General features: G+C 68.3%; 26 protein-coding genes and 1 pseudogene. 21 read left to right on the forward strand and 6 right to left on the reverse strand.

The features are described 5' to 3' along the window. Positions 1-35: 35 nt before the first annotated feature. Together ASD79_RS02030 and ASD79_RS02035 are read left to right on the forward strand one after the other, a co-directional pair. Positions 36-554, forward strand: coding sequence for a hypothetical protein (locus ASD79_RS02030; RefSeq protein WP_056719385.1), 519 nt, complete (start codon positions 36-38; stop codon positions 552-554). 12 nt (positions 555-566) lie between these two features. Then, positions 567-1,379 carry a hypothetical protein gene (locus tag ASD79_RS02035; protein ID WP_056719386.1) on the forward strand — a complete coding sequence of 271 codons (813 nt, stop codon included), beginning with the start codon at positions 567-569 and terminating at the stop codon, positions 1,377-1,379. Between the two features lie 53 nt (positions 1,380-1,432). Here the strand turns inward: ASD79_RS02035 and ASD79_RS02040 are convergent, their stop codons facing one another. Next, complete coding sequence (locus ASD79_RS02040) at positions 1,433-2,524, reverse strand: glycosyltransferase family 1 protein (protein ID WP_056719387.1); 1,092 nt, start codon at positions 2,522-2,524, stop codon at positions 1,433-1,435. Continuing rightward, complete coding sequence (locus tag ASD79_RS02045; RefSeq protein WP_056719388.1) at positions 2,524-3,354, reverse strand: UDP-2,3-diacylglucosamine diphosphatase; 831 nt, start codon at positions 3,352-3,354, stop codon at positions 2,524-2,526. The genes ASD79_RS02040 and ASD79_RS02045 overlap by 1 nt, the downstream gene beginning before the upstream one ends. A 262-nt stretch (positions 3,355-3,616) precedes the next feature. Here ASD79_RS02045 and ASD79_RS02050 point away from each other — a divergent pair, with 262 nt between their 5' ends. Further along, a complete protein-coding gene (locus ASD79_RS02050) occupies positions 3,617-4,246 on the forward strand; it encodes a TetR/AcrR family transcriptional regulator (RefSeq protein WP_056719389.1) in 630 nt (209 codons plus the stop codon). Positions 4,247-4,487: 241 nt separating this feature from the next. Beyond that, the gene (locus ASD79_RS02055) at positions 4,488-4,880 is read left to right on the forward strand and encodes a GFA family protein (protein ID WP_056719390.1); all 393 of its coding nucleotides are present in this window, start codon (positions 4,488-4,490) and stop codon (positions 4,878-4,880) included. Positions 4,881-4,898: 18 nt separating this feature from the next. Here ASD79_RS02055 and ASD79_RS02060 read toward each other — a convergent pair. From ASD79_RS02060 to ASD79_RS02070, 3 genes and pseudogenes are all read right to left on the reverse strand, one after another. After that, positions 4,899-5,272 (reverse strand): annotated as a pseudogene (locus ASD79_RS02060) (hypothetical protein). A 199-nt stretch (positions 5,273-5,471) separates the two neighbouring features. Next, the gene (locus ASD79_RS02065) at positions 5,472-6,599 is read right to left on the reverse strand and encodes a histidinol-phosphate transaminase (RefSeq protein WP_056719391.1); all 1,128 of its coding nucleotides are present in this window, start codon (positions 6,597-6,599) and stop codon (positions 5,472-5,474) included. 63 nt (positions 6,600-6,662) lie between these two features. Beyond that, positions 6,663-7,130 (reverse strand): Lrp/AsnC family transcriptional regulator, encoded by a 468-nt coding sequence (locus ASD79_RS02070; protein WP_056719392.1) that lies wholly within the window; start codon positions 7,128-7,130, stop codon positions 6,663-6,665. A gap of 121 nt (positions 7,131-7,251) precedes the next feature. Between ASD79_RS02070 and ASD79_RS02075 the strand changes: the two genes are divergently transcribed. The 4 genes from ASD79_RS02075 to ASD79_RS02090 all read left to right on the forward strand — a co-directional run bounded on the left by ASD79_RS02075 (position 7,252) and on the right by ASD79_RS02090 (position 12,945). After that, positions 7,252-7,512 carry a DUF6356 family protein gene (locus tag ASD79_RS02075; protein WP_056719393.1) on the forward strand — a complete coding sequence of 87 codons (261 nt, stop codon included), beginning with the start codon at positions 7,252-7,254 and terminating at the stop codon, positions 7,510-7,512. Between the two features lie 251 nt (positions 7,513-7,763). Beyond that, entirely contained in the window at positions 7,764-9,212 is a 1,449-nt protein-coding gene (locus ASD79_RS02080) for an amino acid permease (RefSeq protein WP_056719394.1), read from the forward strand. A gap of 36 nt (positions 9,213-9,248) precedes the next feature. Continuing rightward, positions 9,249-11,513: a S8 family peptidase gene (locus tag ASD79_RS02085; protein ID WP_056719395.1), complete on the forward strand. Its 2,265-nt coding sequence runs from the start codon at positions 9,249-9,251 to the stop codon at positions 11,511-11,513. 283 nt (positions 11,514-11,796) lie between these two features. Beyond that, positions 11,797-12,945 (forward strand): acyl-CoA dehydrogenase family protein, encoded by a 1,149-nt coding sequence (locus ASD79_RS02090; RefSeq protein ID WP_056719396.1) that lies wholly within the window; start codon positions 11,797-11,799, stop codon positions 12,943-12,945. 185 nt (positions 12,946-13,130) lie between these two features. Here ASD79_RS02090 and ASD79_RS02095 read toward each other — a convergent pair whose 3' ends face one another. After that, entirely contained in the window at positions 13,131-13,442 is a 312-nt protein-coding gene (locus tag ASD79_RS02095; RefSeq protein WP_007675680.1) for a hypothetical protein, read from the reverse strand. Positions 13,443-13,808: 366 nt separating this feature from the next. Between ASD79_RS02095 and ASD79_RS02100 the strand changes: the two genes are divergently transcribed. The 13 genes from ASD79_RS02100 (at position 13,809) to ASD79_RS02160 (ending at position 26,623) form a co-directional block, all read left to right on the forward strand. Then, positions 13,809-15,782, forward strand: a complete 1,974-nt coding sequence (locus ASD79_RS02100) for a methyl-accepting chemotaxis protein (RefSeq protein ID WP_056719397.1) — start codon at positions 13,809-13,811, stop codon at positions 15,780-15,782. Beyond that, a complete protein-coding gene (locus tag ASD79_RS02105; protein ID WP_056719398.1) occupies positions 15,782-16,069 on the forward strand; it encodes an STAS domain-containing protein in 288 nt (95 codons plus the stop codon). Before ASD79_RS02100 ends, ASD79_RS02105 begins: the two co-directional genes overlap by 1 nt. Next, the gene (locus ASD79_RS02110; RefSeq protein WP_012284373.1) at positions 16,066-16,431 is read left to right on the forward strand and encodes a response regulator; all 366 of its coding nucleotides are present in this window, start codon (positions 16,066-16,068) and stop codon (positions 16,429-16,431) included. Before ASD79_RS02105 ends, ASD79_RS02110 begins: the two co-directional genes overlap by 4 nt. Positions 16,432-16,472: 41 nt before the next feature. Continuing rightward, positions 16,473-18,725 carry a chemotaxis protein CheA gene (locus tag ASD79_RS02115; protein ID WP_056719399.1) on the forward strand — a complete coding sequence of 751 codons (2,253 nt, stop codon included), beginning with the start codon at positions 16,473-16,475 and terminating at the stop codon, positions 18,723-18,725. A 4-nt stretch (positions 18,726-18,729) separates the two neighbouring features. Then, the gene (locus ASD79_RS02120; RefSeq protein ID WP_056719400.1) at positions 18,730-19,197 is read left to right on the forward strand and encodes a chemotaxis protein CheW; all 468 of its coding nucleotides are present in this window, start codon (positions 18,730-18,732) and stop codon (positions 19,195-19,197) included. After that, complete coding sequence (locus ASD79_RS02125; RefSeq protein WP_056719401.1) at positions 19,198-20,079, forward strand: protein-glutamate O-methyltransferase CheR; 882 nt, start codon at positions 19,198-19,200, stop codon at positions 20,077-20,079. Then, positions 20,079-21,104 (forward strand): chemotaxis response regulator protein-glutamate methylesterase, encoded by a 1,026-nt coding sequence (locus ASD79_RS02130; RefSeq protein WP_056719402.1) that lies wholly within the window; start codon positions 20,079-20,081, stop codon positions 21,102-21,104. The genes ASD79_RS02125 and ASD79_RS02130 overlap by 1 nt, the downstream gene beginning before the upstream one ends. 4 nt (positions 21,105-21,108) lie before the next feature. Then, entirely contained in the window at positions 21,109-21,498 is a 390-nt protein-coding gene (locus tag ASD79_RS02135) for a response regulator (protein ID WP_007675655.1), read from the forward strand. Then, complete coding sequence (locus ASD79_RS02140; protein ID WP_056719403.1) at positions 21,495-22,064, forward strand: chemotaxis protein CheD; 570 nt, start codon at positions 21,495-21,497, stop codon at positions 22,062-22,064. The genes ASD79_RS02135 and ASD79_RS02140 overlap by 4 nt, the downstream gene beginning before the upstream one ends. A 4-nt stretch (positions 22,065-22,068) precedes the next feature. After that, complete coding sequence (locus ASD79_RS02145) at positions 22,069-22,467, forward strand: hypothetical protein (RefSeq protein ID WP_056719404.1); 399 nt, start codon at positions 22,069-22,071, stop codon at positions 22,465-22,467. 11 nt (positions 22,468-22,478) lie between these two features. Beyond that, entirely contained in the window at positions 22,479-23,081 is a 603-nt protein-coding gene (locus tag ASD79_RS02150) for a response regulator (RefSeq protein ID WP_056719405.1), read from the forward strand. Then, a complete protein-coding gene (locus ASD79_RS02155; protein ID WP_056719406.1) occupies positions 23,078-23,548 on the forward strand; it encodes a hypothetical protein in 471 nt (156 codons plus the stop codon). Before ASD79_RS02150 ends, ASD79_RS02155 begins: the two co-directional genes overlap by 4 nt. A 351-nt stretch (positions 23,549-23,899) precedes the next feature. Next, positions 23,900-26,623 (forward strand): TonB-dependent receptor, encoded by a 2,724-nt coding sequence (locus ASD79_RS02160; RefSeq protein WP_235524298.1) that lies wholly within the window; start codon positions 23,900-23,902, stop codon positions 26,621-26,623. Positions 26,624-26,650: the final 27 nt, after the last annotated feature.

Here is a 26,650-nt window from a genome sequence, read left to right on the forward strand (position 1 = left end):
CAGTAGAGCTTCAAGTTTGGGGGTTTGCTTTGAAAATGTTCCGTTTCCTGATGGTCGCCCTGGCGGCCGCCAGCCTGACCGCGTGCGCCAGTACGCCAAACGCGCTCAAGACCGACGTGCGCGACAAGATCTTCATCCAGGAGGTCAACGAGACCTGGGCGGCCGTGGACGGCAAGCGCGCCGAGAACGCCGACTACCTGACCGGCAAGGCGGATCTGCAGGCCCGCCTGAAGAGCGCCGTCGAAACGGAATTCAAGGCGTCGCCCTCGGGCTCCGACGCCGCCCGGTTCGAGATCACCGTCAAGAGCTACAGCCGCGTCAACGCGGCGATGGGCAACATCATCGGCGGCTCCAACATGGTCGTGGCCGACGTGCGCGTGGTGCGCATTTCCGACGGCGCCGAACTGGGCGTCTATAAGGACGTTGTCGGCATGCACGCCTCGAACGGCGGCCTGATCGGGGCCATCGCCCAGGCGGCGACCAAGCCCGACATCGTGGGCATCATGACCAACGGCTTCGCGGCCAACCTGCGCGCGAAGTTCAACAGCAAATAGGCGAAAGCCGCCATGACCCGCCGCTTCCTGACCATGGTCGGCGTTGTCATGGCGGCTCTTGCCGCGACGGCGATGGCCGAGCCGCCGCCGATCAATGTCGATCTGATCACGGTCAGCGGTCGTCACGGTCTGCCCAGGGGCGAAGGCTCGCCGATCGCCGGGCGGTTGCTGGTCAAGGACGTGACCGTCGATCCCTCGGCGGCGACCCTCTTCAAGACCGATGTCGCCACCGTCGGTTCGTCCCTGCGGCAAGGCGTCGAGAAGACCCTGCGCAATCACGGATACCTCGCCGCCGCCGCCGCCGAGCCGGCGGCCGGTGGCGCACCGCCTCTGGCGATCGTCGTGGAGATGTCGGGCCCGGACATCCAGGCCGATGCCGAGGGCGCCACCGCCATCGCGCGGCTGTCCGTCGGCCCGCCGGCGGACAGCCCGGCGATCGCCTGCCTGCCCTACACGGCCACCGGCAAGTTTCGCGCCTTGACGCCCCTGAAATCGGGCGGCGGCCAAAGGGCGACGGGCATCATCTTCGGAGCCTTGGCCGGCCCGGTGGGCGGGGTGTTCATGGCCAATCAGCTGCAGAACGCCACGGCCAACAATGTCGCGCTGAATTCCCGGCGGACCGTGGCGGCCGGCGAAGGCGTTTCGCCCCAGCACGGCGCCCCGGCCGTCGCCCGGCACGCGTCGATCAACGCCGTCCAGATGGCGCTGATCGATCTGGTCAAGCATCTGGGCGAGACCGAGGGCTGCAAAGCGCCCGCCAAGCCGCCCGTGATCGTCCCGCCGGTGGGCGTGCAGGTCCAGGCCGCGCCGACGCCCGACACCTAGAGCGTCGGGCGACGCCTTCCTGAACCCTCTCCCAGCGGGAGAGGGTTTTAGGCCTACGCCGCCGGCCGCCGGCGCAGCCGCGCCAGGCGTCGCAGCCGCCGCCAGAACCGGGTCTTTTCCGGTTCGGGATAGGGTTGCAGGTTCTTGTAGAACTCCTCGGCGCAGGCGCGCCACGAGAAGCCTTCGGCGAACTTGCGGACCACGCCGTGGTCGATGTCCAGGCAGGCCAGGCAGGCCTCGCGCAGGCCGTCGGTCTGGCCCGGGGCCAGGGCGCCGGCTCCCGAGCCGGGGATGATGTCGATCGGGCCGGGGGCCGAGAAGGCCGCCACCGGCACGCCGGCCGCCATGGCCTCGAGAATCACCAGGCCGAAGGTGTCGGTCAGGGACGGGAAGCAGAACACGTCGGCGCAGGCGAAGTAGCGGGCCAGTTCCGCGCCGAACTTGGCGCCGGTGAACACCACGTCGGGATATTTCTCGGCCAGCTCCTCGCGCTGCGGGCCGTCGCCGACGATCACCTTGGTGCCGGGCAGGTCCAGGCTGGCGAAGGCCTCGATGTTCTTCTCGACGGCCACGCGGCCGACATTGAGGAAGATCGGCCGGGCCAGGCCCTCGAACATGTCGGGCTCGCCCGTGACCCGGGGCTTGAAGACGTCGGTGTCGACGCCGCGCGTCCAGGGCGAGATGTTGCGGAAGCCGTGGCGGATCAGCTCGTCGCGCATGGTCGGGGTGGCGACCATCAGCCGGCCCGACGGCTTGTGGAACCAGCGCATGTAGGTGTAGCCGGCCGACAAGGGCAACGGCAGGCGGGCCGACACGTATTCGGGGAACCGCGTGTGGTAGCTGGTGGTGAACGGCAGCTTCCATTCCAGGCAGATGCGGCGGGCGGCCAGGCCGATCGGACCCTCGGTGGCGATGTGGATCGCCTCGGGCTCGAACGACTTGAAGCGCTCCATCACCGGCTCGTAGGCGCCGATGGCCAGCTTGATCTCCGGATAGGTCGGAAGCGGGAAGGTGGGGAACTGGTCGGGGCTGACGACGTCGACCTCGTGGTCCATGGCGCGCAGTTCGGCCATCACCTTGGTGAGGGTCCGAACCACGCCGTTGACCTGCGGTTCCCATGCATCGGTGGCGAGTAGTATCCGCATCAGGCGGCGGCAGGCTCCGCGATAGGGGGCTCGACAATGAGCGCCCGCGCCCGGTCGATCACCGACCAGGACCTAAGCTTGGACCATTCCAGGATTTCGAGCCGTCCGTCCATATGTTCCACGAGCGCGGTGCAGCTTTCCACCCAATCGCCGTCGTTCACATAGAGCACGCCGCCGATGTCGCGCATCTCGGCCTTGTGGATATGGCCGCAGATCACGCCGTCGACGCCGCGGCGACGCGCTTCGTCGGCGACCGCGGCTTCGAAGTTCTCGATGAATTGCAGGGCGTTCTTCACCTTGACCTTCAGATAGGCCGAGAGGCTCCAATACCCAAAACCAAGCTTTCGACGCGCGCGGTTGAGCAAGGTGTTCAGCATCAGGATGGTCCTATAGGACCAATCGCCGAGGAAGGCGAGCCACTTGGCGTGCTGCACCACCCCGTCGAACTCGTCGCCGTGCACCACCAGGTAGCGCTTGCCGTCGGCGGCCTCGTGGATGACGTCGCGGGCCACAACCACCCCACCGAAGTGGGTTCCGCAGAAGTCGCGAACCCGGTCGTCGTGGTTGCCGGGCACATAGATCACCTCGACCCCCTTGCGGGCCAGGCGCAGGATCTTCTGCACCACGTCGTTGTGGCTCTGCGGCCAGTACCAGCCGCTGCGCAGCTTCCAGCCGTCGATGATGTCGCCGACCAGATAGAGCTTGTCGCATTCCACGTGGCGGATGAAATCCAGCAGCAGCTCGGCCTGGCAGCCGCGCGTGCCCAGGTGGACGTCGCTGATGAAGATCGAGCGGTAACGGCGGACGTCGATGTCGTTGTCGATAGCCATGGCTTGCCCCTCGCGCGGTTCCCAAGCAGCGCCTGTGCGGCGTTCGAGGACCGATCCCCCCGGACCGGCCCCACCCAGGCGAGCTTTCCGGCGATTAAGCTGATTGCATGTCGCTTTCGTGAAATGGCGGCGGGGAAGGGGCGTGACGCCGCGCCGCACCCAGCGCCCGAAATTTCACCATCCGGCGAATCTGTGCGCCAGGGCCAAGCTTTGGTCGCCTTGCGCTGTTGCGGTGCAACATCGGTTTCACTAGATCAGGATCATGGACGCCGCTCGCCTCGCCAAGGATACGCCCAAGTCGCTGAAGACCCGGGCGAGGATTCTCGACTGCGCCATGCGGCTGATCGCCGACATGGGCTACCACGCCGCGACCAATCCGGTGATCGCCGATGCGGCGGGCCTGACGCGCGGGGCGATGCTCTACCATTTCCCGACCCGCGAGGCCCTGGTCGAGGCGGCCGTGGCCCACGTCCAGGCCGAGCGCTCGACCCTGTTCCGGGCCGCCGCCGACACCCTGCCGCCGGGGGGCGACGTCACCGAGCACGCCATCGACAGCTATTGGGACCTGCTGCACAGCGTGCCGTTCATGGCCTTCGCCGAGCTGGAGGCCGCCGGCCGCACCGACCCGGCGATCCACGCCCTGCTGGCCCCGGCCCAGGCCGAGTTCGACCGCGCCCAGGCCGGCGACCACTTCCTGAAGATCCTCCACGCGGGCGCCGGCCCGCGCTTCCAAGCCAGCCGGGATTTGGCGCGGTTCATGCTCGAGGGCCTGGCGCGGTCGACCCTGACCTATGACAGCGACGGGCGGCGGGAGCGGCTGCTGATGCTGATCAAGCGGGCGACGCACATGCTCAACCGCAAGGGCGACGTGCAGGATCTTTGGCCGGACTGAGGGGGGACGGGGACATGCTCTCACTCCACGGCCTCAGCCGTAGTCACGCAGCGCTCGCCGTGAGTGCGCGTCCCCAACGGATCCGCTGACTCTGCTTCCAGGCCTGCCTTCAGGATTAGGGTTTGAGGCCGTGGACGCATTGGGGACACGCACTCACCCCACGTTCGTGGTCGATTTTCGAGGCCTTGCCGTGAGAGCATGTCCCCGGCGGTCCACCGCCTGATCTTGGAGGAGACGCGGCATGGACCGATTCACCGGCGGTTGCCTGTGCGGCGGCGTCCGGATCGAGGCGTCGGGACGCCCGTACCGGGTCGGCGTTTGTCACTGTCTCGACTGTCGCAGGCATCACGGGGCGCTTTTTCACGCTTCCGCGGTGTTCCCTCAGGAGGCGGTGACGGTCGACGGTGAAACACGCGACTACGCCGGGCGGTTTTTCTGTCCCCGCTGCGGCTCGTCCGTTTTCGCGCGCTCCGCCGACGAGATCGAGGTGAACCTGGGATCTCTGGACGTCTCGGACCAGCTGAGGCCGACCTACGAACTCTGGACCGTCCGTCGCGAGTCCTGGCTGCCGCTGTTTCCGCTCACGAGACGATACGAGCGCGATCGTGAGGCCACGGATCGCCTTGAGACGTAGGTCGCATGGACGGCGCGTTCACAATCGCCCACGTCGCCCGCCCTTGAGCTTGTCGAGGGCGCGGCGGGCGTGTTCGGCTTGAGCCGCCATGGGGGCGGGCGGGGCGGTGATCGCCGCCTTTTCAGGTCGGCCACGGCCTTGGTGGCGGTCAGGCCCGCCGCGGCGGCGTCGAGCATCGAGCCCGTGGCGGGCTTGGCGCGGCCGGCCGGGACGATCAGGGCCACCTTGCGGGCCACGGCGGCCAGGTCGCCTATGGCCTTGGCCTTGTCGCGGGCCCGGCGGATCTCGGCGGGGTCGTCGCTGGCGTCCAGGATCGCCCAGGCCGCGTCGAGGGCGGCCATCAGCTTGAGCTGCAGGGTCAGGCACCATGTGGGGATGTCGGTCTGGGTCATGCCCCTAGGATGGGGCCGCCCCGGAAGGTGGGGACGGGAAACGTGCGTTTTTGTGTAAGGCGTTGAATTTGTTCGAGTCGTGAACGCGCGGCGCGGGGATAGAGCGCGGTCCGACGGCTGGGGACAGGCCCATGGGCCTGTCCCCAAACATGGCAGGGCTGTGGATAACTTCTGTGCGTGTCCCCGGCCCTTTCCCCGATCAGGCCTTCAGCGCCCTCGGCAGCACCTCGGCGAAGATATCCAGCTCCGCCGGGCTGGCCGTGCCCACCCGGATCCAGGTCGGATGGCGCGGGCTGTCGAACACCCGCACCTCGACGCCCAGCCCGGCCAGGGTCTTCTGGAACGCCAGGTTCGGCTTGCCGCAGTCCACGAACACATAGGTGCCGTGCGACGGCAGGAACTTGAGGCCGTTGGCCTGGCAGATCGCGTAGATCTTCTGGCGGCAGCCTTCCAGATAGGCCTTGGTCCCGGCCAGGTAGGCGGGGTCGCCGTAGCAGGCCAGGGCGGCGGCCAGGCCGGGGCGGCCCTTGTGGGTCGGGATCAGGCTCTTCAGCTGCTTGATCCGCGCCGGCTGGGCGATGACGAAGCCCACCCGCAGCCCGGCCATGCCATAGACCTTGGAGAAGGTGCGGGCCACGACCACGTCGTGACCGGCCCGCACCAGGTCGACCATCGAATGGACCGCCGGGTCGGGGCTGATCTCGATATAGGCCTCGTCGACGATGACCGGCGCGGTCTTGGCGGTCTCCACGCAGAAGGCGCGCAAGAGCGCCGGGTCGAGCAGCAGGCCGGTCGGGTTGTTGGGATTGCAGACATAGACGGCGCCGGCCCCTTTCGACCGGGCGGCCAGGGCCGGGAGGTCGATCTGCTGGTCGGCGGCCAGCGGGACCCAGTCGAGCCTGGCCCCCTGGCGCTCGGCATAGAGCAGGGGCGTGGCGTAGCTGGGTTGCGGCGAGACGATCGGACCCTTCGCGCTGAAGGCGGTCGACAGCAGCGACAGCGCCTCCAGCGAGCCGTTGCACAGCCCGACCTGGTCGGGGCGGACGCCCTCGCGCTTGGCGATGGCCTCGACCAGCGGCGGCTCCAGCGACCAGGCGTAGTAGGCGGCTTCGTCCATGGCCTTGATCGCCGCGCGACGGGCGGCGGGGCTGGGGCCGTAGGGGTTCTCGGTGACGCCCAGGTGGGCGCGGATGGCCGGCGGGGCCTTGGGGTCGACCGAGGTCTCGGCCGCGTTGGCCAGACCGGGGGCCAGGCCCGGGGCCAGGCCGGGCGCGAGCGCCGCGCCGCCGATCAACAGTCCAAAGGCCGTGCGCCGCGTCGTATCCATGGTTCCGCTCCTATCGTCGCCCGGTCCGTAGAGGGAGGACGTGACACGTTCGCGACGGGCCGCTCAAGACGTCTGGATCGGCAGGGCGGTGGTGAACTTGATCTGCTCCATGGCGAAGCTGGAACTGACGTCGGTGAGCGGGGCGGTGGCGATCAGCCGGCGGTAGAAGCGGTCATAGGCGGCGATGTCGCGGACCACGACCTTGAGCAGGTAATCGACGTCGCCGCTCATCCGGTAGAACTCGATCACCTCGGGCAGGGCCTTGGCTCCGGCCGCGAAGCTCGCCAACCATTCCTCGTCGTGACGGCCGGTCTTCACCGCCACGAACACCGTCAGCGACAGGTCCAGGGCCTCGCGATCGATCAGGGCGACGCGGGCGGTGATCACCCCGCTGTCCTGCAGGCGCTTGACCCGCTTCCAGCACGGGGTCTGCGACAGCCCGACCCGCTCGGCCAGTTCGGCGATCGGCGTGGTGGCGTCCTGCTGCAGGATGGCCAACAGGCGGCGATCGATCTGATCCAGTGAAATCATTCTCTAAGCATGCTCGTGAAGAGAACAGAATTCTCTATACCTGCCACGAGACCGCGTCTGAGACCATGTCATTCTCGCGAACAGGTCCATCATGGAGCCCGTGCATTCTCGAGGATTTTCCATGTTCGACGCCTTCACCCGCCATCCGCGTTCGGTCGACGAGACCTATGGCGAGCACATGGCCATGGCCTGGAGCTTCGCCTTCCCGATGTTGCTGGGCGGCGCGGCGTGCTTCGTCCACGGGATCTTCCCGTTCCTGTTCGAGACCACGGGCAGCCGCTGCGTGAAGCGGCTGCACGAACGCCTCGACCGGCGCGGACGCCACGCCCAGACCCAGACCGCGCCCCAGGGCGGCTGGTCGGCCTTCGACGCGGTGATCTGACCGAACCTAGTCCTCCCCTCCGGGGGGAGGTGTCGGCGAAGCCGACGGTGGGGGAAGGGTCGGCCGACGGCCAGGCCCGGGATAGTCGACCCCCAAAACTCCCCCCACCGATCGCTGCGCGATCGCCTCCCCCACAGGGGGAGGACTGAGCAGGAAGCGACCCCGCCTGTAACGCTGGCTGCACACGCTTGTCAGAAAAGGTCGCGGGCGGAGCATAATCCTCCCTCTTGGCGACATGGCGTCGCTGGCCCATGGTCCGCTCCGAGAGTCGGGAGGACCGCATGAGTTTCTGGACGCGCCGCAAGGCGATCGACACCGCCGCCGGCGATCCGGCCCACGCCCTGAAGAAGACGCTGAGCTGGTACCACCTGGTCGCCCTGGGGGTCGGGGCCATCGTCGGCACCGGCATCTACACCCTGACCGGGGTCGGGGCCGGGCTGGCGGGGCCGGGGGTGATCCTGTCGTTCCTGATCGCCGGGGCGGTCTGCGCCTGCGCGGCCCTGTGCTACGCCGAGCTGTCGACGATGATCCCGGCCTCGGGCAGCGCCTACACCTACAGCTACGTGGCCATGGGCGAACCGGTGGCCTGGTTCGTCGGCTGGAGCCTGATCCTCGAATACACCCTGGTCTGCGCGGCCGTGGCGGTGGGCTGGTCGGCCCACGCCCAGGGCCTGTTCCAGATGATGGGCTTTCCGCACGTCCTGCTGGCCGGGCCGCACCAGGGCGGCATCGTCAACCTGCCGGCGGTGATCATCTCGTTCGCCGTCGCGGGGCTGCTGGCCCTGGGCACCAAGGAGAGCGCCACGGTCAATATGGTGCTGGTGGCGATCAAGATCCTGGCCCTGGCCGCCTTCGTGGTCCTGACCCTGCCGGTGTTCGACGCCAGCCACTTCACGCCGTTCATGCCCAACGGCTTCGCCGCGACCCCGGGCCCCGACGGGGTCAAGGTCGGGGTGATGGCCGCCGCCAGCCTGATCTTCTTCGCCTTCTACGGCTTCGACGCGGTGTCGACCGCCGCCGAGGAGACCAAGAACCCCAAGCGCGACCTGACCATCGGCATCGTCGGCTCGATGCTGGTCTGCACGCTGATCTACATGGTCGTCGCCGCCGTCGCGATCGGCGCCTCGCGGGCCGAGGTGTTCTCCAAGAGCGAGGCCCCGCTGGTCTTCATCCTGGAGACCCTGAAATATCCGAGGATGGCCCAGCTGGTTGCTCTCGCCGCGGTGGTTGCCCTGCCGACCGTGATCCTGGCCTTCATGTATGGCCAGAGCCGGATCTTCTTCGTGATGGCTCGCGACGGCCTGCTGCCGGCCGGCCTGGCACGCGTCAACGCCAAGACCGGCACGCCGGTGCTGATGACTCTGCTGACCGGGGCCCTGTCGGCTCTGCTGTCGGGCCTGCTGTCGCTGAAGGATATCGCCGAGCTGGCCAATGCCGGCACCCTGGCGGCCTTCATCGCCGTGGGGCTGTCGGTGATCATCCTGCGGGTGCGCGACCCGGGCCGCGTCCGGGTGTTCTCGACGCCGATCTGGCAGGTGGTGGCCCCGGGCGCGATCCTCGGCTGCCTCTACCTGTTCTCCAGCTTGCCGCTGAAGACCCAGACCTACTTCCTCTACGCCCACGCGATCGGGTTCGCGGTCTATTTCCTGTACGGCGTGCGACGCAGTGTCCTCGCGCGGAGTGAGGCTTCCAGGGTGTAGAACGGGAGTCTCACGACCGTATCGCCCTGGGGGAACATGGCGCGTCTCGTCCGACCTGGATTCGTGCGGCCGACCCTCTGCCTGCTGTTGGCGGCGCCGTTGGTCGCCTGTGGCGGCGGGGGCGGCGGCGGTTCGGGGCCGACGCCGACCGTGGTCGCGCCCCCGCCGGTGGTTCCATCGCCCCCCCCGCCGCCGCCTCCGCCGCCGCCTATTCCCAGCGCCAGCAGCGCCGAATACCAGCGTAGCTGGGGGCTGGCGGCCATTCATGCCGACGCCGCCTACGCCAAGGGCGCGACCGGCCAGGGGGTCACCGTGGCGGTGGTCGATACCGGCGTCGACGGCTCGCGGCCCGACCTGGTCGGGGCCGTCTCGGCGGATTCCGTCGACATCATCGGCGCGCGCGGCGTTCCGGTCGGCACGGACCGCCACGCCACCCGGGTGGCCGCGGTCATCGCCGCGCGGTTCGACGGCGCGGGCGCGGTCGGCGTGGCCTATGAGGCCGGCATCCTGTCGATCCGGGCCGACGACGCCGCCAACGCCACGGTCGAATGCCCCGACTGCGTGTTCGGATCGGCCGACCTGGCCCGCGCCCTGGACTATGCGGTGTCCAAGGGGGCCAGGGTGGTCAACCTGTCGCTGGGCGGCGATGCGCCTCTGGGCGCGTCCTTCGAGGCGGCCCTGGCGCGCGCCACCGCCGCCGGGGTGGTGGTGGCCGCCTCCGCCGGCAACGACAGCCTGGCCAACCCCGACTGGCCGGCCCGCTACGCGACCGACCCGCGCTTCTCCGGCGCGGTGATCGCCGTCGGCGCCCTGGCCCAGACCGGAGCCCTGGCCAGTTTCTCCAACAAGGCCGGCGTCGCGGCCAACGGCTACATCGCCGCGCCGGGCGAGAGCCTGGCCACCGATTGCAGCGGCGCGAACTGCGCGGTGGTTTCCGGAACCTCGTTCTCCGCGCCGCACGTCTCGGGCGCCCTGGCGCTGCTGCTGCAGACCTTCCCCAACATCTCGGGGCGCGACGCGGTCGATATCCTGCTGCGCACGGCCGCCGACATCGGCCCGACGGGAACCGATTCGACCTATGGCCGGGGGGCGCTGGACCTGGCCCGGGCCTTCGCGCCGGTGGGGACCAGCAGCCTGCCCCTGGCCGGCGGCGAGACGACGGCGATCGTCGATCCGGGCGTCGGCGCCACGGCGACCGCCGCCTTCGGCTCGGCGCTGCGCCGGACCGACGGCCTCCGGACCGTGATCCGCGACGACTATCAGCGTCTCTTCCAGGTCAATCTCGCCGACGGCCTGCCGGGTGAGCGCCGGGCGGGCCTGCAGGCGCCGCCGATCCAGACCGCCAGCGACGTGGTGCTGGGCGGACCCGCCCTGGGCGGCCTGACCCTGGCCGTCTCGGTCGAGGCGCCGGTGTTCGAGGAGCGCCCGCACGATCCCGAGCCGTCACGGGCCCTGGGCCCCCAGCCGATGCGTTCGGTCCGGCTGCAAGGCGGTTTCGGCCGGCTGAGCCTGTCGACCTGGAGCGGCGAGGGCGGGGCCGCCGCCCCGGCCGGCGCCGCCGGCCGCGACGCCTTTCAGCTGGTCGCCCGCCCCGACCGGACGACCCAGGGCGCCCTGCGGTTCGGCCGCTTCGCCCTGCTGGCCGAACAGGGCTCGGCCCATCCGCGCCAGCCCTTGCAACTCACCGAAATCGAGGGCTCGGCTTACGCCTCGGCCACCGGCATGGTGCGGATCGGCGAGGCGATGATCAGCCTGACCGGCGGGGCGCTGGACGAACCCCTGGGCCCGCTGGGCTCCTACCTGACGCCCGGCGCCACCCTGGCCATGCCGGCCCGCACCCGTTTCGGGGCGGTGGCGTTCGACCTGTCGCCGAGACCGGGCCTGTCGCTGCGAGCCACGCTCTCGGTCGGCCGGACGGCGGTGGATGGCCGCCTGCTGGACCTGGACGACGCCGTCAGCAGCGCCTGGAGCCTGGCCGCCGGCCTCGATTGCCGCCTGGTCGGCTGGACCTGCTCGCGGTTGACCTTCGAGGTGGCCCAGCCCCTGCGGATCGAGCGCGGCCGCTTCCAGGCCACCCTGGCCGACGTGCCCCTGGCCTATGACGACCCCCTGACCTTCTCGACCCGCCGCTTCAGCGCCGCGCCCGGCGGCCGGGAGGTCGACCTCGATCTGGGCCTGGAGCAAGGCTTCGGGCCGCTGCGGACGCTGAGCGTGCGCACCAGCCTGACCCTGCAGCCCGGCCACCAGGCCGACGCCGGGCCGGAGGTGGGCGCCATCGCCACCTGGCGGTCGCGGTTCTAGGGCGCTTCTGGCTGCTGGGTCAGTCCGCGACCCATCTTCTTGACCCGTCATTCCCGCCCTTGTGGCGGGAACCCCTGGTTCAGCTGACGGTGAGACGCCTTGGCGCGCTGGCGCGCCACACCCCTGCGCCTGCGGCGGACAGAGAGGTTCCCGCCACAAGGGCGGGAATGACGACAAGATCGGGGGATCACCCTTAAATGGCGATACGCCTAGCCCCCTTTCCTTCTGACGCTCCCCCGCTACAGTCTGCGCAAAACAAGTGTTTGACGCAGGAAGGAACGCCATGGCCCTGGACCTCGAGACCCGCGATCAGCTGATCGACACGGTCCGCCGTTTCGTGACCGAGCGGCTGCGTCCGATCGAGGCCAAGGTGGCCGAGGACGACGCGGTGCCGGCCGAGGTCATCGAGGAGATGAAGGGCCTGGGCCTGTTTGGCCTGTCCATCCCCGAGGACTTCGGCGGCCTGGGCCTGAACATGGAGGAGGAATGCCTGGTCGGCATCGAGGTGGGCCGCGCCTCGCCGGCCTTCCGCTCGGTGTTCGGCACCAATGTCGGCATCGGCAGCCAGGGGCTGGTGATGTTCGGCACGGACGCGCAGAAGGCCAAGTGGCTGCCGGGCATAGCCTCGGGCCAGATCATCACCTCGTTCGCCCTGACGGAGGCCGAGGCCGGCTCCGACAGCGCCGCCGTCCAGACCCGCGCCGTCCGCGACGGCGACGACTATGTGCTGAACGGCTCCAAGCGCTACATCACCAACGCCGGCAAGGCCTCGCTGTTCACGGTGATGGCGCGGACCAATCCCGACGCCAAGGGCGGTTCGGGCGTCTCGGCCTTCCTGGTGCCGCGCGACCTGCCCGGCCTGTCTGTCAGCAAGCCCGAGAAGAAGATGGGCCAGCAGGGGGCCCACATCCACGACGTCACCTTCGACAATGTCCGCGTGCCGGCCTGGAACCGGCTGGGCGAGGAGGGCGAGGGCTTCCGGGTGGCGATGCAGGTGCTCGACCGCGGGCGGCTGCACATCGCCGGGGTCTGCGTCGGCGTGGCCGAGCGGCTGCTGGTCGACTGCGTGGCCTATGCCAGCGAGCGCAAGCAGTTCGGCCAGCCGATCGCCAGCTTCCAGTTGATCCAGGCGATGATCGCCGACAGCAAGACCGAAGCTTTGGCGGCCCGAGCTCTTGTTCTTGAAACAGCCCGCAAGCGCGACGCCGGCGAGAACGTCACCCTCGAGGCCGCCGCCGCCAAGCTGTTCGCCTCGGAGATGGTCGGCCGGGTCGCCGACCGGGCGGTGCAGATCTTCGGCGGGGCCGGCTATGTCGCCGACTACGGCATCGAGCGCCTGTACCGCGACGTGCGGATCTTCCGCATCTACGAGGGCACCAGCCAGATCCAGCAGCTGGTCATCGCGCGGGAGACGTTGAAGCGCGGGGGGTAGGGGATTTGCCGCCGGGGACAGGCACGTGTGCCTGTCCCCATCCGGCGCAGGATTTCAAGATTTGCCCAAAACGCAAAACACCTCCGCTGGCTCTGCGCGGAGCGTCCCCTGTAAGGACGCTCCGGCCGAGCCAGCGGAGGCGTGTTTAGATCCCCTCAGGAAAGCCTGGGGCGGGAGCTTTAGGCTTACGCGCCGCCCGGGAAGCGGAACGGGACCTTCACGGTGCCGGTCTTGGCGCCCATCGGCAGCTTTTCAGCGATGCACATGGCGGCCTTGTCGAAGCCCTTGCCCGCGGCGCTGTTGTCCACGACCTTGCAGGCCGAGAGCTTGCCGGCGTCGGCGGTGCATTCCAGCATCACCTGGGCGGCGTCGCGGGTGTTGGCGAATTGTTGCAGGCAACGGCCCATCTGGTCTTCAAAGCCACCGGCGGCCGAAGCCGCTTGAGCCACGAACAAGCTGCCAGCGATTCCCGCGGCAATAGCGATCGGATATTTCATCCCGCTGCTCCTAATAGTGTTGTCACGCCCTTCGGACGGTCGCGCCGTCTGGACGCCTGAGCTTTTTTGCAGGTGCGAGTTAAAATATCCTGAGTCATCGAAAGAATATGCATTTTTACTTATTGGTAACCACGCATACTTGGTCGGGACTTAAGTTTCACCTGAAACTAGACTCTAGAGATACGCGGGCGCGGGCCCGAGAATCCCTTTGGAACCAACGCCATGATCCGGCGTTCGCGGGGTGCGACACCCCCTGCGGCCAAGCGCCCTTAACCAAAGTCAGGAACTGTTAGGATTATACCGTGATGATCCCCCTCGAAGTTGGCGATCCGTGCGCACGGCCCGCCGCAAGAGGGGACATATCCGATGAAGCGCTTCCGGCTCGTCGATCTTCCATTGATCATCAAAATCGGCTTCGCGCCGGCGTTCGCGCTTCTGATGCTGGCCCTGATGGCCGGTGGGGCGATCATCGTCCAGAAGAGCCAGTCGGCCGCGCTCAAGCAGGTGGTCGAACAGGACATGCGCATCAACAGCGATATTCAGTCGCTGTCGCGCCGCATCACCAAGGCGCACGGCGCGCTCTATCAGATCCTGGCCTCCAAGGCCGATCCGATGGCGCCCGCGGCCGGGCCGCGCATCACCCAGCTGCTCGCCGAGTTCGACGCCCTGGGCAAGGAAACCAAGGGCCTCTCGGCTCGCCTGCCCGCCTCTGAACGCCCCAAGATCGCCTCGCTGGTCAAGTCGCTCGACGAATGCCGCAGCGCCATCGACACGGTCAGCGGCATGATCGACGTCGACATCGGCATGGCCAACAGCTTCGCCGGCAGCTTCGAAGACACCTATGTCAAGATGGCCGCCCAACTTCAGACGGTCGTCGATGACGCCGCGGGCCGCGCCACCAAGCAGGCCGCCAAGCGTCAGGCCGAAGCCGCCGCCGCGATGAGCGCGACGATCGTCATGTCGCTGATCACGCTCTGCGCGGTCGCCGGCCTGGCCTTCATGACCGTGATGACCACCCGCAAGTCGATCGGCGACATCGCCGGGGCCACCGAGAAGCTATCGCAGGGCGACAACGGCATCGACCTGGAAAAGCTGACCCGGGGCGACGAGCTGGGCGCGATCGTCCGCTCGCTGAAGGTGTTCCGCGACAACCAGCTGCACCTTGAGCAACTACGCGCCGAGCAGGAGAAATCCGCCGCCCTGACCGCCGACGAGCGTCGCGCCAAGGAGGAGGCCGCCGCCACCGCCGCCCGCGAGAACGCCCTGGTGGTGTCGTCGCTGGCCGATGCGCTGGAGCACCTGGCCAAGGGCGACCTGACCTTCCGCGTCCAGGCCGACTTCCCCGGCGAGTACCGCAAGCTGAAGGACGATTTCAACGCCGCCATCACCCAACTGCAGGAAACCATCAAGGTCATCGCGGCCTCGACGGATGGCCTGCGCACCGGCGCCGACGAAATCGCCCACGCCTCGGACGACCTGTCGCGCCGCACCGAGCAACAGGCCGCCTCGCTGGAAGAGACCGCCGCCGCCCTGGACGAATTGACCGCCACCGTCCGCCGGACGGCCAGCGGCGCCAAGCAGGCCTCGGAAGTGGTTTCCAGCACCCGCGGCGAGGCCACCCATTCGGGCCAGGTCGTGCACGAGGCCGTGTCGGCCATGGGCGCGATCGAAGACTCGTCCAAGAAGATCAACCAGATCATCGGCGTCATCGACGAGATCGCCTTCCAGACCAACCTGCTGGCCCTCAACGCCGGCGTCGAAGCGGCGCGCGCCGGTGACGCCGGCCGTGGCTTCGCGGTCGTCGCCCAGGAAGTGCGGGCCCTGGCCCAGCGCTCGGCCGAAGCGGCCAAGGAGATCAAGACCCTGATCTCGTCCTCGACCCAGCAGGTCAGCCAGGGCGTCAGCCTGGTCGGCCAGACCGGCGAGGCCCTGCAGCGGATCGTCACCAAGGTCGGCGAGATCGACGCCCTGGTCACCGAGATCGCCGCCTCGGCCGCCGAACAGGCGACCGGCCTCAACGAGGTCAACACCGCCGTCAACCAGATGGACCAGGTGACTCAGCAAAATGCGGCGATGGTCGAGCAGTCGACCGCCGCCACCCACTCGCTGAAGGGCGAAACCGGTGAGCTGGTGCGCCTGATCGGTCGCTTCCGGGTGGGCGACGGCCGCCAGCAGACGGCGTCCTACGAGCGTCCGCAGATGGCCGACCCCGCCTACCACGCACCGGCCCACAATCCCGTGGCCGAGCAGCGCGCCCGCCTCAACACCTTCGCCCGACCCGGTCGTGGCGGAGCCGCCACCGCCGCAGCCCCGGCCAGCGACGGTTGGGAGGAGTTCTGATGACGACAGCGATCGCCTTGCCCGAAACCCTTGATCTCAAGGCTTCGGGTCCTCTCAAGCAGGCGTTCGTCGAGCGTCGGGGTCAGGACATCGAAGTCCATGCCGACCAGGTTCGCCGGCTCGGCGGCCTGTGCCTGCAGGTCTTGCTCGCGGCCCGCAAGGCCTGGGCGGAAGACGGCAAGCCCTTTTCGATCACGGCCCCTTCCGAGGCCTTTGTTGAAACCACCCGTCTGTTCGGCGCCGAAGGGGCGCTGTTCCCGGCGGATTACCAAGGAGCTGCATCGTGACGCGTACTGTCCTCACGGTCGATGACTCACGCACGATGCGGGACATGCTGCGCATGGCTCTCTCCGGCGCCGGGTTCAATGTCGTCGAAGCCGTCGACGGCGAACACGGGCTGGAGGTTCTCTCCGCCCACCGCCCCGACGTGATCATCACCGACATCAACATGCCCAAGCTGGACGGCTTCGGCTTCATCGAGGCGGTGCGGGTCGACGACGACTATCGCGCCATCCCGATCCTGGTGCTGACCACCGAAAGCGATCCCAGCAAGAAGCAGCGAGCCCGTGAAGCCGGCGCCACCGGCTGGATCGTCAAGCCGTTCAACCCCGAGAAGCTGGTCGAAGCCATCCGCCGCGTCGCGGCCTGATCGACCGCTAACCACCAGGGCGCTTTGTAGGAAGTCGGGGAATGGACGAGCTAGAGGCCATCAAGGTCACCTTCTTTCAGGAATGCGAGGAACTCCTCGCCGATCTTGAAGGCGGGCTCTTGGCCATGCAGGACGGCAACGACGATGGCGACACCGTCAACGCCGTGTTCCGCGCCGTGCACTCGATCAAGGGCGGGGCGGGGGCGTTCGGCCTCGAGCCGCTGGTGCGTTTCGCCCACGTGTTCGAGACGCTGCTCGACGCGCTGCGTTCGAACGAGATTCCCGGCACCGCCGACCTGACCGCCGTCCTGCTGCGCGCTTCGGACGTGCTGGCCGACCATGTCAGCGCCGCCCGCGGCCTGGGCATGGTGGACATGGACGCCTCGGCCGCCATGGCCGCCGAGTTGAAGGCCTGGACCGATCCCAGCGCCGCCGCCGTCGCCGCCGCGCCGGTGGAGGACGCGCCCGAATTCGAGGGCTTCACCCCGATCGTCATCAGTGGTGACGACGGCATGGACGACGACGACCTGGGCTTCGACTTCCAGCCGATGACCATCAGCCTGGACGCGCAAGCCGCCGACGTGGCCGTGCTCGACAACGTCTGGACGGTTTCGATCCGTCCGAAGTCGGACCTCTATCGCAAGGCCAACGAGACCGGCCTGCTGCTGCGCGAGCTCGCGCGTCTCGGCCCGATCCAGGCGACCCTGGACGACAGCGCCCTGCCGACCCTGGAATTCCTCGACGCCGAAGCCGCCTATGTCACCTGGAGCGTTCGGCTCGAGACCGAGCAGGGCGAAGAGGCCATCCGCGAGGTCTTCGAATTCGTCGACGGCGACTGCGAGCTGGAAATCACCCGCGGCGAGGCGCCCGTCGCCGACGTGCTGGCCAGCCTGATGGAAGTCGCCCTCCCCGAACCCGCCGCGCCTGTTGAAGCGCCGATCGCCGTCGCGCCGGTGGCTGAAGTCGCGCCGCCCGCGCCGGTCGCCGTCTCGGCTCCGGTTCCCGCGACGCCGCCGGTGGCCGCCAACGCCCCGGCCGCGGCCCCCGCCGCGAAGCCGGCTCAGATCGAAGTGCCCGGTCCCGGCCAGTCGGTGATCCGCGTCGACCCCGAGCGCATCGACCGCCTGATCGACCTGGTCGGCGAGTTGGTCATCAACCAGGCCATGCTGGCCCAACGGGTCGGCGAGTACGGCATCGCCCCGTCCTCGAACCTGGCCATGGGTCTGGATGAGCTGGAACAGCTGACCCGCGAGATCCAGGACAGCGTCATGGCCATCCGCGCCCAGCCGGTGAAGTCGGTGTTCCAGCGCATGCCGCGCCTGGTCCGCGAAGTCGCCAACATGACGGGCAAGCAGGCCCGCCTGGTGATGGACGGCGAGAACACCGAGGTCGACAAGACGGTCATCGAGCGTCTGGCCGATCCCATTACCCACATGCTGCGCAACGCCATCGACCACGGGCTGGAAAGCCCCGAGGAGCGCAAGGCGGCCGGCAAGAATCCCGAAGGCGTGGTGCGCCTGGCGGCCCTGCACCGCAGTGGCCGGATCGTCATCGAGGTCCAGGACGACGGCCGCGGCATCAACCGCGAGCGGGTGCTGTCGATCGCCGTCAAGAAGGGCCTGATCTCGCCGGACCTCACCCTGACCGACGAGGAGATCGACAACCTGATCTTCCTCCCGGGCTTCTCGACCGCCGACAAGATCTCGGACGTCTCGGGGCGCGGCGTCGGCATGGACGTGGTCAAGCGCAGCGTCCAGGCGCTGGGCGGCCGCATCTCGATCGCCTCGCGCCCGGGCCTGGGCTCGACCTTCACCCTCAGCCTGCCCCTGACCCTGGCCGTCCTCGACGGCATGGTGGTCGACGTGGCCGGCGAGACCCTGGTCATTCCGCTGGCCTGCATCGTCGAGAGCCTGCGGCCCAAGGCCGAGGAAATCCGGCCCCTGGGCCCGACCGGTTCGGTGCTGGCGGTGCGCGACAGCTTCGTGCCGCTGATCGACGTGGGTCTGACCCTGAACTACCGCAGCAAGTCGCCGCCGCCGACCGAGGGCGTGGTGCTGCTGGTCGAGGGCGAGGACGGCTCGCGCGCCGCCCTGGTGGCCGACGCCATCCACGGTCAGCGCCAGGTGGTCATCAAGTCGCTGGAGCAGAACTACCAGCAGGTCGAGGGCGTCGCCGCCGCGACGATCCTGGGCGACGGCCGCGTGGCCCTGATCCTCGACGTCGACGCCGTGATCAACCTGCGCCGACGCGGCCCGCCGTCGCCGTCCGACCCCACCCTCATCGCCGCGGAATAGCCCGATGACCGAACCCCACTCCAACTCCAGCGCCGAGACCCGCGAACTGATCTCGTTCCGCGTGGGCGAGCAGGAATACTGCGTGGACATCATGGCCGTGCGCGAGATCCGCGGCTGGAGCCCGGCGACCACCTTGCCGCAGTCGCCCGCCTACATGCGCGGCGTCATCAACCTGCGCGGCGCGGTGCTGCCGATCATGGACCTGGCCTGCCGCATCGGCATGCCGACCACCGAGCCCAGCGTGCGCAGCGTATTCATCGTCGTGCAGGCCGGCGACCGGACGGTGGGCCTGCTGGTCGACGCGGTGTCCGACATCCTGTCGATCACCGACGACCTCTGCCAGCCGACGCCCGACATCGCCTGCGAAAACGTCCGACATTTCGTGCGCAACATCATTTCCCTGGAAGGCCGGATGATCAGCGAAATCTCGCTGGACCGCCTGCTTCCCGAACGCGAGGCCCTGGCCGCCTAGATGACCACGTCCTCAAGCTCCTTCACCGATCGCCGCGAGGCCCTCGTCGACGGCGAGTTCGCCTTCACGAGCGCCGACTTCAAGCGGATCGCGGCCCTGCTGTACGATCAGGCCGGCATCAGCCTGCCCGACAGCAAGGCGACGCTGGTCTATTCGCGCCTGGCCAAGCGCCTGCGCACCCTGGGTCTGAAGACCTTCAGCGAGTACTGCGCGTTCGTGGCCCAGGACGGCAATGTCGACGAGCAGCAGAACATGCTGCGGGCCCTGACCACCAACGTCACCCGCTTCTTCCGCGAGCCGCACCACTTCGACGACCTGCGCGCCAACATCCTGGAGCCGATGGCCGACAAGGTCCGGGCCGGGGGCCGCCTGCGCCTGTGGTCGGCGGCCTGCTCGTCGGGTCAGGAGCCCTATTCGATGGCCTTCACGGTGCTGTCGGTGTGGCCCAACGCGGCCGACCTCGACATCCGCATCCTGGGCACCGACATCGACACCAACGTGCTGGCGACCGGCCGGGCGGCGGTCTATGAGGAGCAACTCCTCGAAGGCATTCCCGCCAACATGCGCAATCAGTACTTCGAGCGCGACGCCAGCGACCGCCGCAGCTTCCGCGTCTGTGAAGCCGCCCGTCAGATGGTCGCGTTCCGCGAGCTGAACCTCAACGGCCCCAGCTGGCCGATGAAGGGTCCGTTCGACGCCATCTTCTGCCGCAACGTGGTGATCTATTTCGACGAACCCACCCAGGAGCGGGTCTGGCAGCGCTTCGCGCCGCTGGTCGCCCCGGGCGGCAAGCTCTATGTCGGCCATTCCGAGCGCGTCGGCGCTTCGGTCACGGCCTTTGAAAGCGCCGGCTTGACCGCCTATCGCAAGGCGGGGCGCTGATGGCCAAGATACGTGTTCTCGTCGTCGACGACTCCGCCACCATGCGGGGCCTGATCACGGCCGCCCTCAATCGCGACCCGGACATCGAGGTGGTCGGCGCCGCCGGCGACCCGTTCGAGGCCCGCGGCATGATCAAGGCCCTCAATCCCGACGTCGTCACCCTCGACATCGAGATGCCGAACATGAACGGCATCGAGTTTCTCGAGAAGATCATGCGCCTGCGGCCGATGCCGGTGGTCATGGTCTCCAGTCTGACCCAGGCCGGGGCCGAGATGACCCTGCGGGCCCTGGAACTGGGCGCGGTCGACTGTGTGGCCAAGCCGACGATCGCCACCAACACCGCCGACACCCTCAACGAGGTGGCGGTCAAGGTGAAGGCCGCGGCCCGCGCCTCGGTCCGCACCAAGGCCGACGGCGCGCCGGCCGTGCGCCGCAAGGACTACATGCCCTCGGGCGACATCGTGGCGATCGGCTCGTCGACCGGCGGGGTGGAAGCCCTGCTGTCGATCCTGAGCCAGTTCACCGAGACCTGCCCGCCGACGGTGATCACCCAGCACATGCCGGCCACCTTCACGGCCAGCTTCGCCGCCCGGCTCGACCGGGCCAGCGGCGCCAAGGTGCAGGAAGCCGTCGACGGCGCCCTGCTGGAGCCCGGCAAGGTCTATGTCGCTCCGGGCGGCGCCACCCATCTGGAAATCGTCCGCTCGGCCGGTCTAAGGTGCCGCCTGACCCAGGGCGACCCTGTCAGCGGTCACCGGCCTTCGGTCGACGTGCTCTTCAACTCGGTGGCCCAGGCCGTCGGCGAGAAGGCGGTCGGCGCGATCCTGACCGGCATGGGCCGCGACGGCGCGCAGGGCCTTCTGGCCATGCGCAAGGCCGGGGCCCGCACGGTGGGCCAGGACGAGCAGAGTTGCGTCGTCTACGGCATGCCGCGTACGGCCTTTGAACTCGGCGCGGTGGAGAAGCAGGCTTCCCTGTCCTCCATGGGCCAAACCATTCTCGATCTGGCCTCCGCGAGGCGATGAACCCATGCCCCAAGCAAGCACCATTTCCGTTCTCGTCGTCGATGACCAGCTGACCATGCGGGCGCTGATCCGCAACGCGTTGCAGCAGATCGGTTTCAAGGACATCCGTGAAGCGCCCGACGGCGAGGAGGCCCTCAAGAACCTCCTGGCCAAGCCGGCCAACCTGGTCATCTCGGACTTCAACATGCCGAAGATGGACGGCCTGGCCCTGCTGCGCGCCGTGCGTTCGCATCCGCCGATCCGGCAGACGGCCTTCGTCATGCTGACCGGCCGGGCCGACCGCGAACTCGTGCAGCGCGCCGTGCAGTTCGGCGTCAACAACTACTGCGTCAAGCCGTTCACGGTCCAAGGCCTGCGGGACAAGATCGAGCAAGTCTTCGGGCAACTGACATGAACCCACGCGACCCTCACGCGGAAGACTCCGGGCCAGCGGTCAAGATCCACGTCACCCAGGGCGAAAGCCACGTGTCGTCGGACCCCAGCGTGGTGATGACGACGGTCCTGGGGTCGTGCATCGCCGCGTGCCTGCGCGACCCGACCACGGGCATCGGCGGCATGAACCACTTCCTGCTGCCCGACACCGGCGGCCGCAAGAACAACGACAATGGCGACGCCGTCCGCTACGGCGCCTACGCCATGGAGCTGCTGATCAACGGCCTGCTGAAGAAGGGCGCCCGGCGCGACCGTCTCGAGGCCAAGATCTTCGGCGGCGGCAAGCTGTTCGACGGCCTCTCGGACGTCGGCGCCAGCAACGCCGAGTTCGCCGAACGCTTCCTGCGCGACGAGGGCATCCCGATCGTCTCGTCCAGCACCGGCGGCCTGTCGGCCCGGCGGGTCGAGTTCTGGCCGGCTTCCGGCCGGGTTCGCCAGCGCCTGGTCGCCGTCGACAACGCCCCGACCGAAGTCCGTCGCCCCGCACCCGCGCCTGCCCCCAGCGGCGGCGACCTGGAGCTGTTCTGACCTCATGACCGCCCAGCCGCGCCTCGTGTCCGATACTCTCGCCGCCCAACGCGCCGCTCCGGGCCAGCTCGCCGTGGGCGAGCTGTCGCGTCGGCTGGCGGCGGAGCTGTCGGCGGCGGCGATGATCTGCCGCGACTGCGAACACATCGCCGGCGACCTGGCCAGCGGCGGCGCGGCGCTGGAGAACCTGTCCCGCCTGCAGGCCCTGGACGAGCTGAGCCAGCGCCTGCACGGCCTGTCGGACGTGCTGACCCGCATCGGACAGCATGCTTCGGGCGAGTGGAACATGGCGATCGAGCCGCTGCTCGAGGGCCTGGGCCTGGCCGACCTGGTGGTCCGCCTGCGCGACGCCGAGCAGCACAAGGGCTGGAACGCCGAGGCCGGCGAGCTCGACTTCTTCTAGGAGGGCCGGTGATGCGTGAAATGCTCCAGGCCTCCACACGCATCAACCTCGACAAGGTCAGCGTGCTGATCGTCGACGACAGCGCCCCTTCGCTGGATCTCCTGGCCCAGGTGGTGTCGGGCTTCGGCGTCAAGACGCTGCAACGCGCGGACTCGGCCAGGGAGGCCCAGCTGCACCTGCGCGACAAGGCCTTCGACCTGATCATCAGCGCTACCAACATGGCCGGCGTCGACGGCTACGAACTGGTCAAATGGCTGCGGCGCGCCGCCCTGGAAGCCAACCGCTACGTGCCGGTGATCCTGGTCTCCGGCCACACGCCGCCATCGCAGGTGTTCAAGGCGCGCGACGCCGGGGCCAATTTCACCGTCGCCAAGCCGATCACCCCCAAGGTGCTGCTGGAGCGCATCCTGTGGGCGGCCAAGGAAGAGCGCCAGTTCATCGAGTGCGACAGCTATCTGGGCCCCGACCGGCGGTTCAAGAACGAGGGCCCGCCGATCGGCGTCGAGGGCCGCCGCCGCGACGACCTGCGCGGCGACCTGAGCGACCTGGCCGGCGACAACATGTCCCAGGAACAGATCAACGGCCTCATGCGGCCTTCGAAGGTGAAGCTATGAGCGTCGTCCGCAAGTTCCGGGCGCCCAACCGCCTGTCGATGCTGATCAAGGCCAGCGGCGGCAAGATGGCCAAGGACGCCCTGGCGGCCGCCGACACGGCGCTGGAGCCGCTGCGCGCCCCGTCCCTGGCCGTGCTCGACGCCGCCCTGTCCGAGATCGAAGGCCGGTTCGGCAAGCCGGCCGCCGCCACGCGGGCCGGCGAGGCCTATCAGGACCTCTACGCTCTGGCCCTGCGGATCATCGACGTCTCCGGCTTCCTGCCCGGCTCGTGCGTGGACCAGGCGGCGATCTCGTTCTGCGCCCTGGTGGACAACTGCGCCGAGGCGGACGTCTGGCGCTGGGATGCCATCGACGTGCACATCAACGCCCTGCGCCTGTTGCGGGCCAGCGGCCTGACCCCCGACCAGAGGCGGGCGGTGATCGACGGGCTCAACAAGGTCAGCCAGCGTCGGATCGACGACGCCTGAGTCTGGGCCTGGGCCTGGGCCTGAGACCTGGCTCCGGCGCCATGTGACCGAAACGACACGATTGCGACATCGCCATGCCTTGCGACCCAAAGCCCACCTTGTGGCCGATGGTTTCATTTGGTACCGGTGACATTGCTACCGGTGTCAGGACAACATCTTTGGATGTGACACCGGTGTCAAAAATGACGGCCTGGAACGGTCGCGCGGGAAGGAAGCGCGAACGCAACTCGGCCGGGCGATGCGAGAGCATCGTTCAGAAGAATGTGGTTACGGGAGGAGGAACCATTGTCTCAGGTCTCTAAGGGGCGCGCGCGCGCGCTCAAAATCGGCGTGTCGTCGGGCGCTCTCGCCATGGCGCTGCTCACGTCCGGCGCGGCGATGGCGCAGGAAGCCGCGGCTCCGGCCGACAACACCGCGGTCGAAGAAGTGGTTGTCACCGGCTTCCGCAAGTCGCTCGACGCGGCGCTGAACGTGAAGCGGACCGCCGTCGGTTCGGTCGACGTGATCGTCGCCGAAGACATCGCCAAGTTCCCCGATCAGAACCTGGCCGAGTCGCTGCAACGCATCCCCGGCATCTCGATCGTCCGTGACGGCGGCGAAGGTCGCGCCATCACGGTGCGCGGCCTGGGCTCGCGGTTCACCCGCGTGCGCGTCAACGGCATGGAAGCGGTCGCCACCACCTCGGACGGCGCCAGCGCCAACCGCGAGCGCGGTTTCGACTTCAACGTCTTCGCTTCGGAGCTGTTCAGCTCGCTGGTCGTGCACAAGACCGCCGAGGCTTCGCTCGACGAGGGCTCGCTGGGCGCGGTCGTGGACCTCAACACCGGCAACCCGCTGGCCGGCAAGGACGGCGTCACCTTGGCGCTCAGCGCCCAGGCCCAGTACAACGACCTGAGCGACAAGTTCGGGCCGCGTCTGGCCGGCCTGTTCAGCTATCGCCACCCCAGCGGCGTCTGGGCCGCGTCGGTTTCGGGCGCCTATTCCAAGCAGGAGCAGATCGAGGCGACCAACAACACCGTGCGGTGGTCGCAGGCCCGCTTCAACAAGGTGGGCGGAACCAACTGCTTCACCACCCAGAACAGCGGCGGGACCTACGTGCCCAGCGTCGCGTGTAACGAAGTCGCCCTGGCCTTCCACCCGCGTATCCCGCGCTATGGCCAAGTCACCCACAACCGCGAGCGCCTGGGTCTGACCGGCAGCTTCCAGTACGCGCCTTCCGACCGCACCAAGCTGTCGGTCGATGGCCTGTATTCGCAGTACAAGGCGGTCCGCAACGAGAAGTGGGCCGAGGTCCTGTTCCGCTCCAACGAGCGCTCGATCAGCGTCCGCGACTACACGATCGACGGCGACAACAACCTCATCAAGGGCACGTTCGACAACGCCTGGGTGCGGCTTGAGCACTACGAGCGGAAACTCGACACCACCTTCTACCAGCTCAGCACGAACCTGACCCACGAGTTCTCGGACAAGTTCAAGGTGCAGGCTCTGGCCGGCTTCTCGAAGTCCGATGCCGATATCCCGTACGAAACGACGATCATCTTCGATGACCGCGACGCGACCGGTTACAAGTACGACTATACCGACATGAAGAAGCCGGTGCTGGCGTTCGGCACCAGCATCAGCGATCCGACGAACTTCCAGTTCGCCGAATTCCGCGACCGTCCGTCGAACAACACCAACAAGTTCAAGACGGTGGGCTTCAACGCCGACTGGGCCATCACCGACGAGCTGACCTGGAAGGCCGGCGCCGTCTTCCGCCAGTTCGACCTGGACCTGCGCGAAGGCGCTCGGGACTCGACCTATTGCGCCGCGTTCACCTGCGCGGCCGGAGCCTACGGTGCGCCGGTTACCTCGGCCCTGACCACGAACTTCACCCTGACCGGCGCGGGCGCGCCGGCCGGCACCACGACCAGCTGGGCGGCGCCCAACCTGGACGCGGCGACGGCCCTGATCAACCTCTACAACCGTCCGCTGATCCAGCAGGCCGGCAACACCCGTTCGGTGACCGAAAAGGACACTGGCGCTTTCCTGCAGTTCGACGTGAAGAGCCAGATCGGCGGTCTCGACTACGCGCTGAACGCGGGTACGCGTTACGTGAAGACCGAACAGACCTCGATCGGGATCAACAGCGGCCAGACGGTCACCGTCGATCGTACCTATGAGGACTGGCTGCCCGCGGCCAACCTGGCCCTGTATCCGACGGACAAGATCATCGTCCGCGCCTCGGCGGCCAAGGTCATGACCCGGCCCAACCTGGGCAACCTGACCCCGGGCGGCTCGGTGGATGGTTTCAACTACCGGATCACCTCGGGCAATCCGCAGCTGAAACCGTACCGCGCCACGGCCTACGACGCCTCGGTGGAATGGTACTTCGCCCGCGAGTCGATCTTCTCGATCGCCGTGTTCAAGAAGGACATCGCCAGCTTCCCGCTGACCCAGTCGATCCAGGGCACCTATGCGTCGACGGGGCTTCCGCTGTCGCTGATCCTGGCCAGCTCGCCGGCGGCGGGCAATCCCGAAGGGCGGCCGTGGACGATCGCCACGACGATCGATGGCGAGGGCGCGTCGCTGAAGGGCGTCGAGTTCGCGATCCAGGGACCGTTCAGCTTCCTGCCCGGCTTCTGGTCGAACTTCGGCGGCATCGCCAACCTGACGCTGGTCGACTCCAACGTCGACTATGGCGTCAATGGCCCAGCCACCGTCGCGACCGGTACTTTCCCGACCCTGGTCAGGCGCACTGAAACCGCGACCCTGTTCGACCTGTCGAAGCGCGCCTTCAACGTCACCCTCTACTACGAGGCCGACAAGTTCAGCGCCCGGGCGTCGGCGGCCTATCGCAGCGGCTTCATCGACGCGACCAGCGACACCGGTAACGTCTTCGAAGGCTACAACAGCTCGATCAACGTCGACGCCTCGATGCGCTACCGGCTGAATGACCAATTCGAGGTCTCCCTCGAAGGCACCAACCTGACCGACGAATACCGCGATCGCTTCACCGATCTCGAGGCGGACCGCAACTACGAGTACAACCACTTCGGACGGACGATCATGTTCGGCTTGCGCTACAAGATGTAGCGCCGTCGAGCCCCGAGCCGGGCTGAG

This window comes from Caulobacter sp. Root655, assembly GCF_001427665.1.
Classification (GTDB): Bacteria; Pseudomonadota; Alphaproteobacteria; order Caulobacterales; family Caulobacteraceae; genus Caulobacter.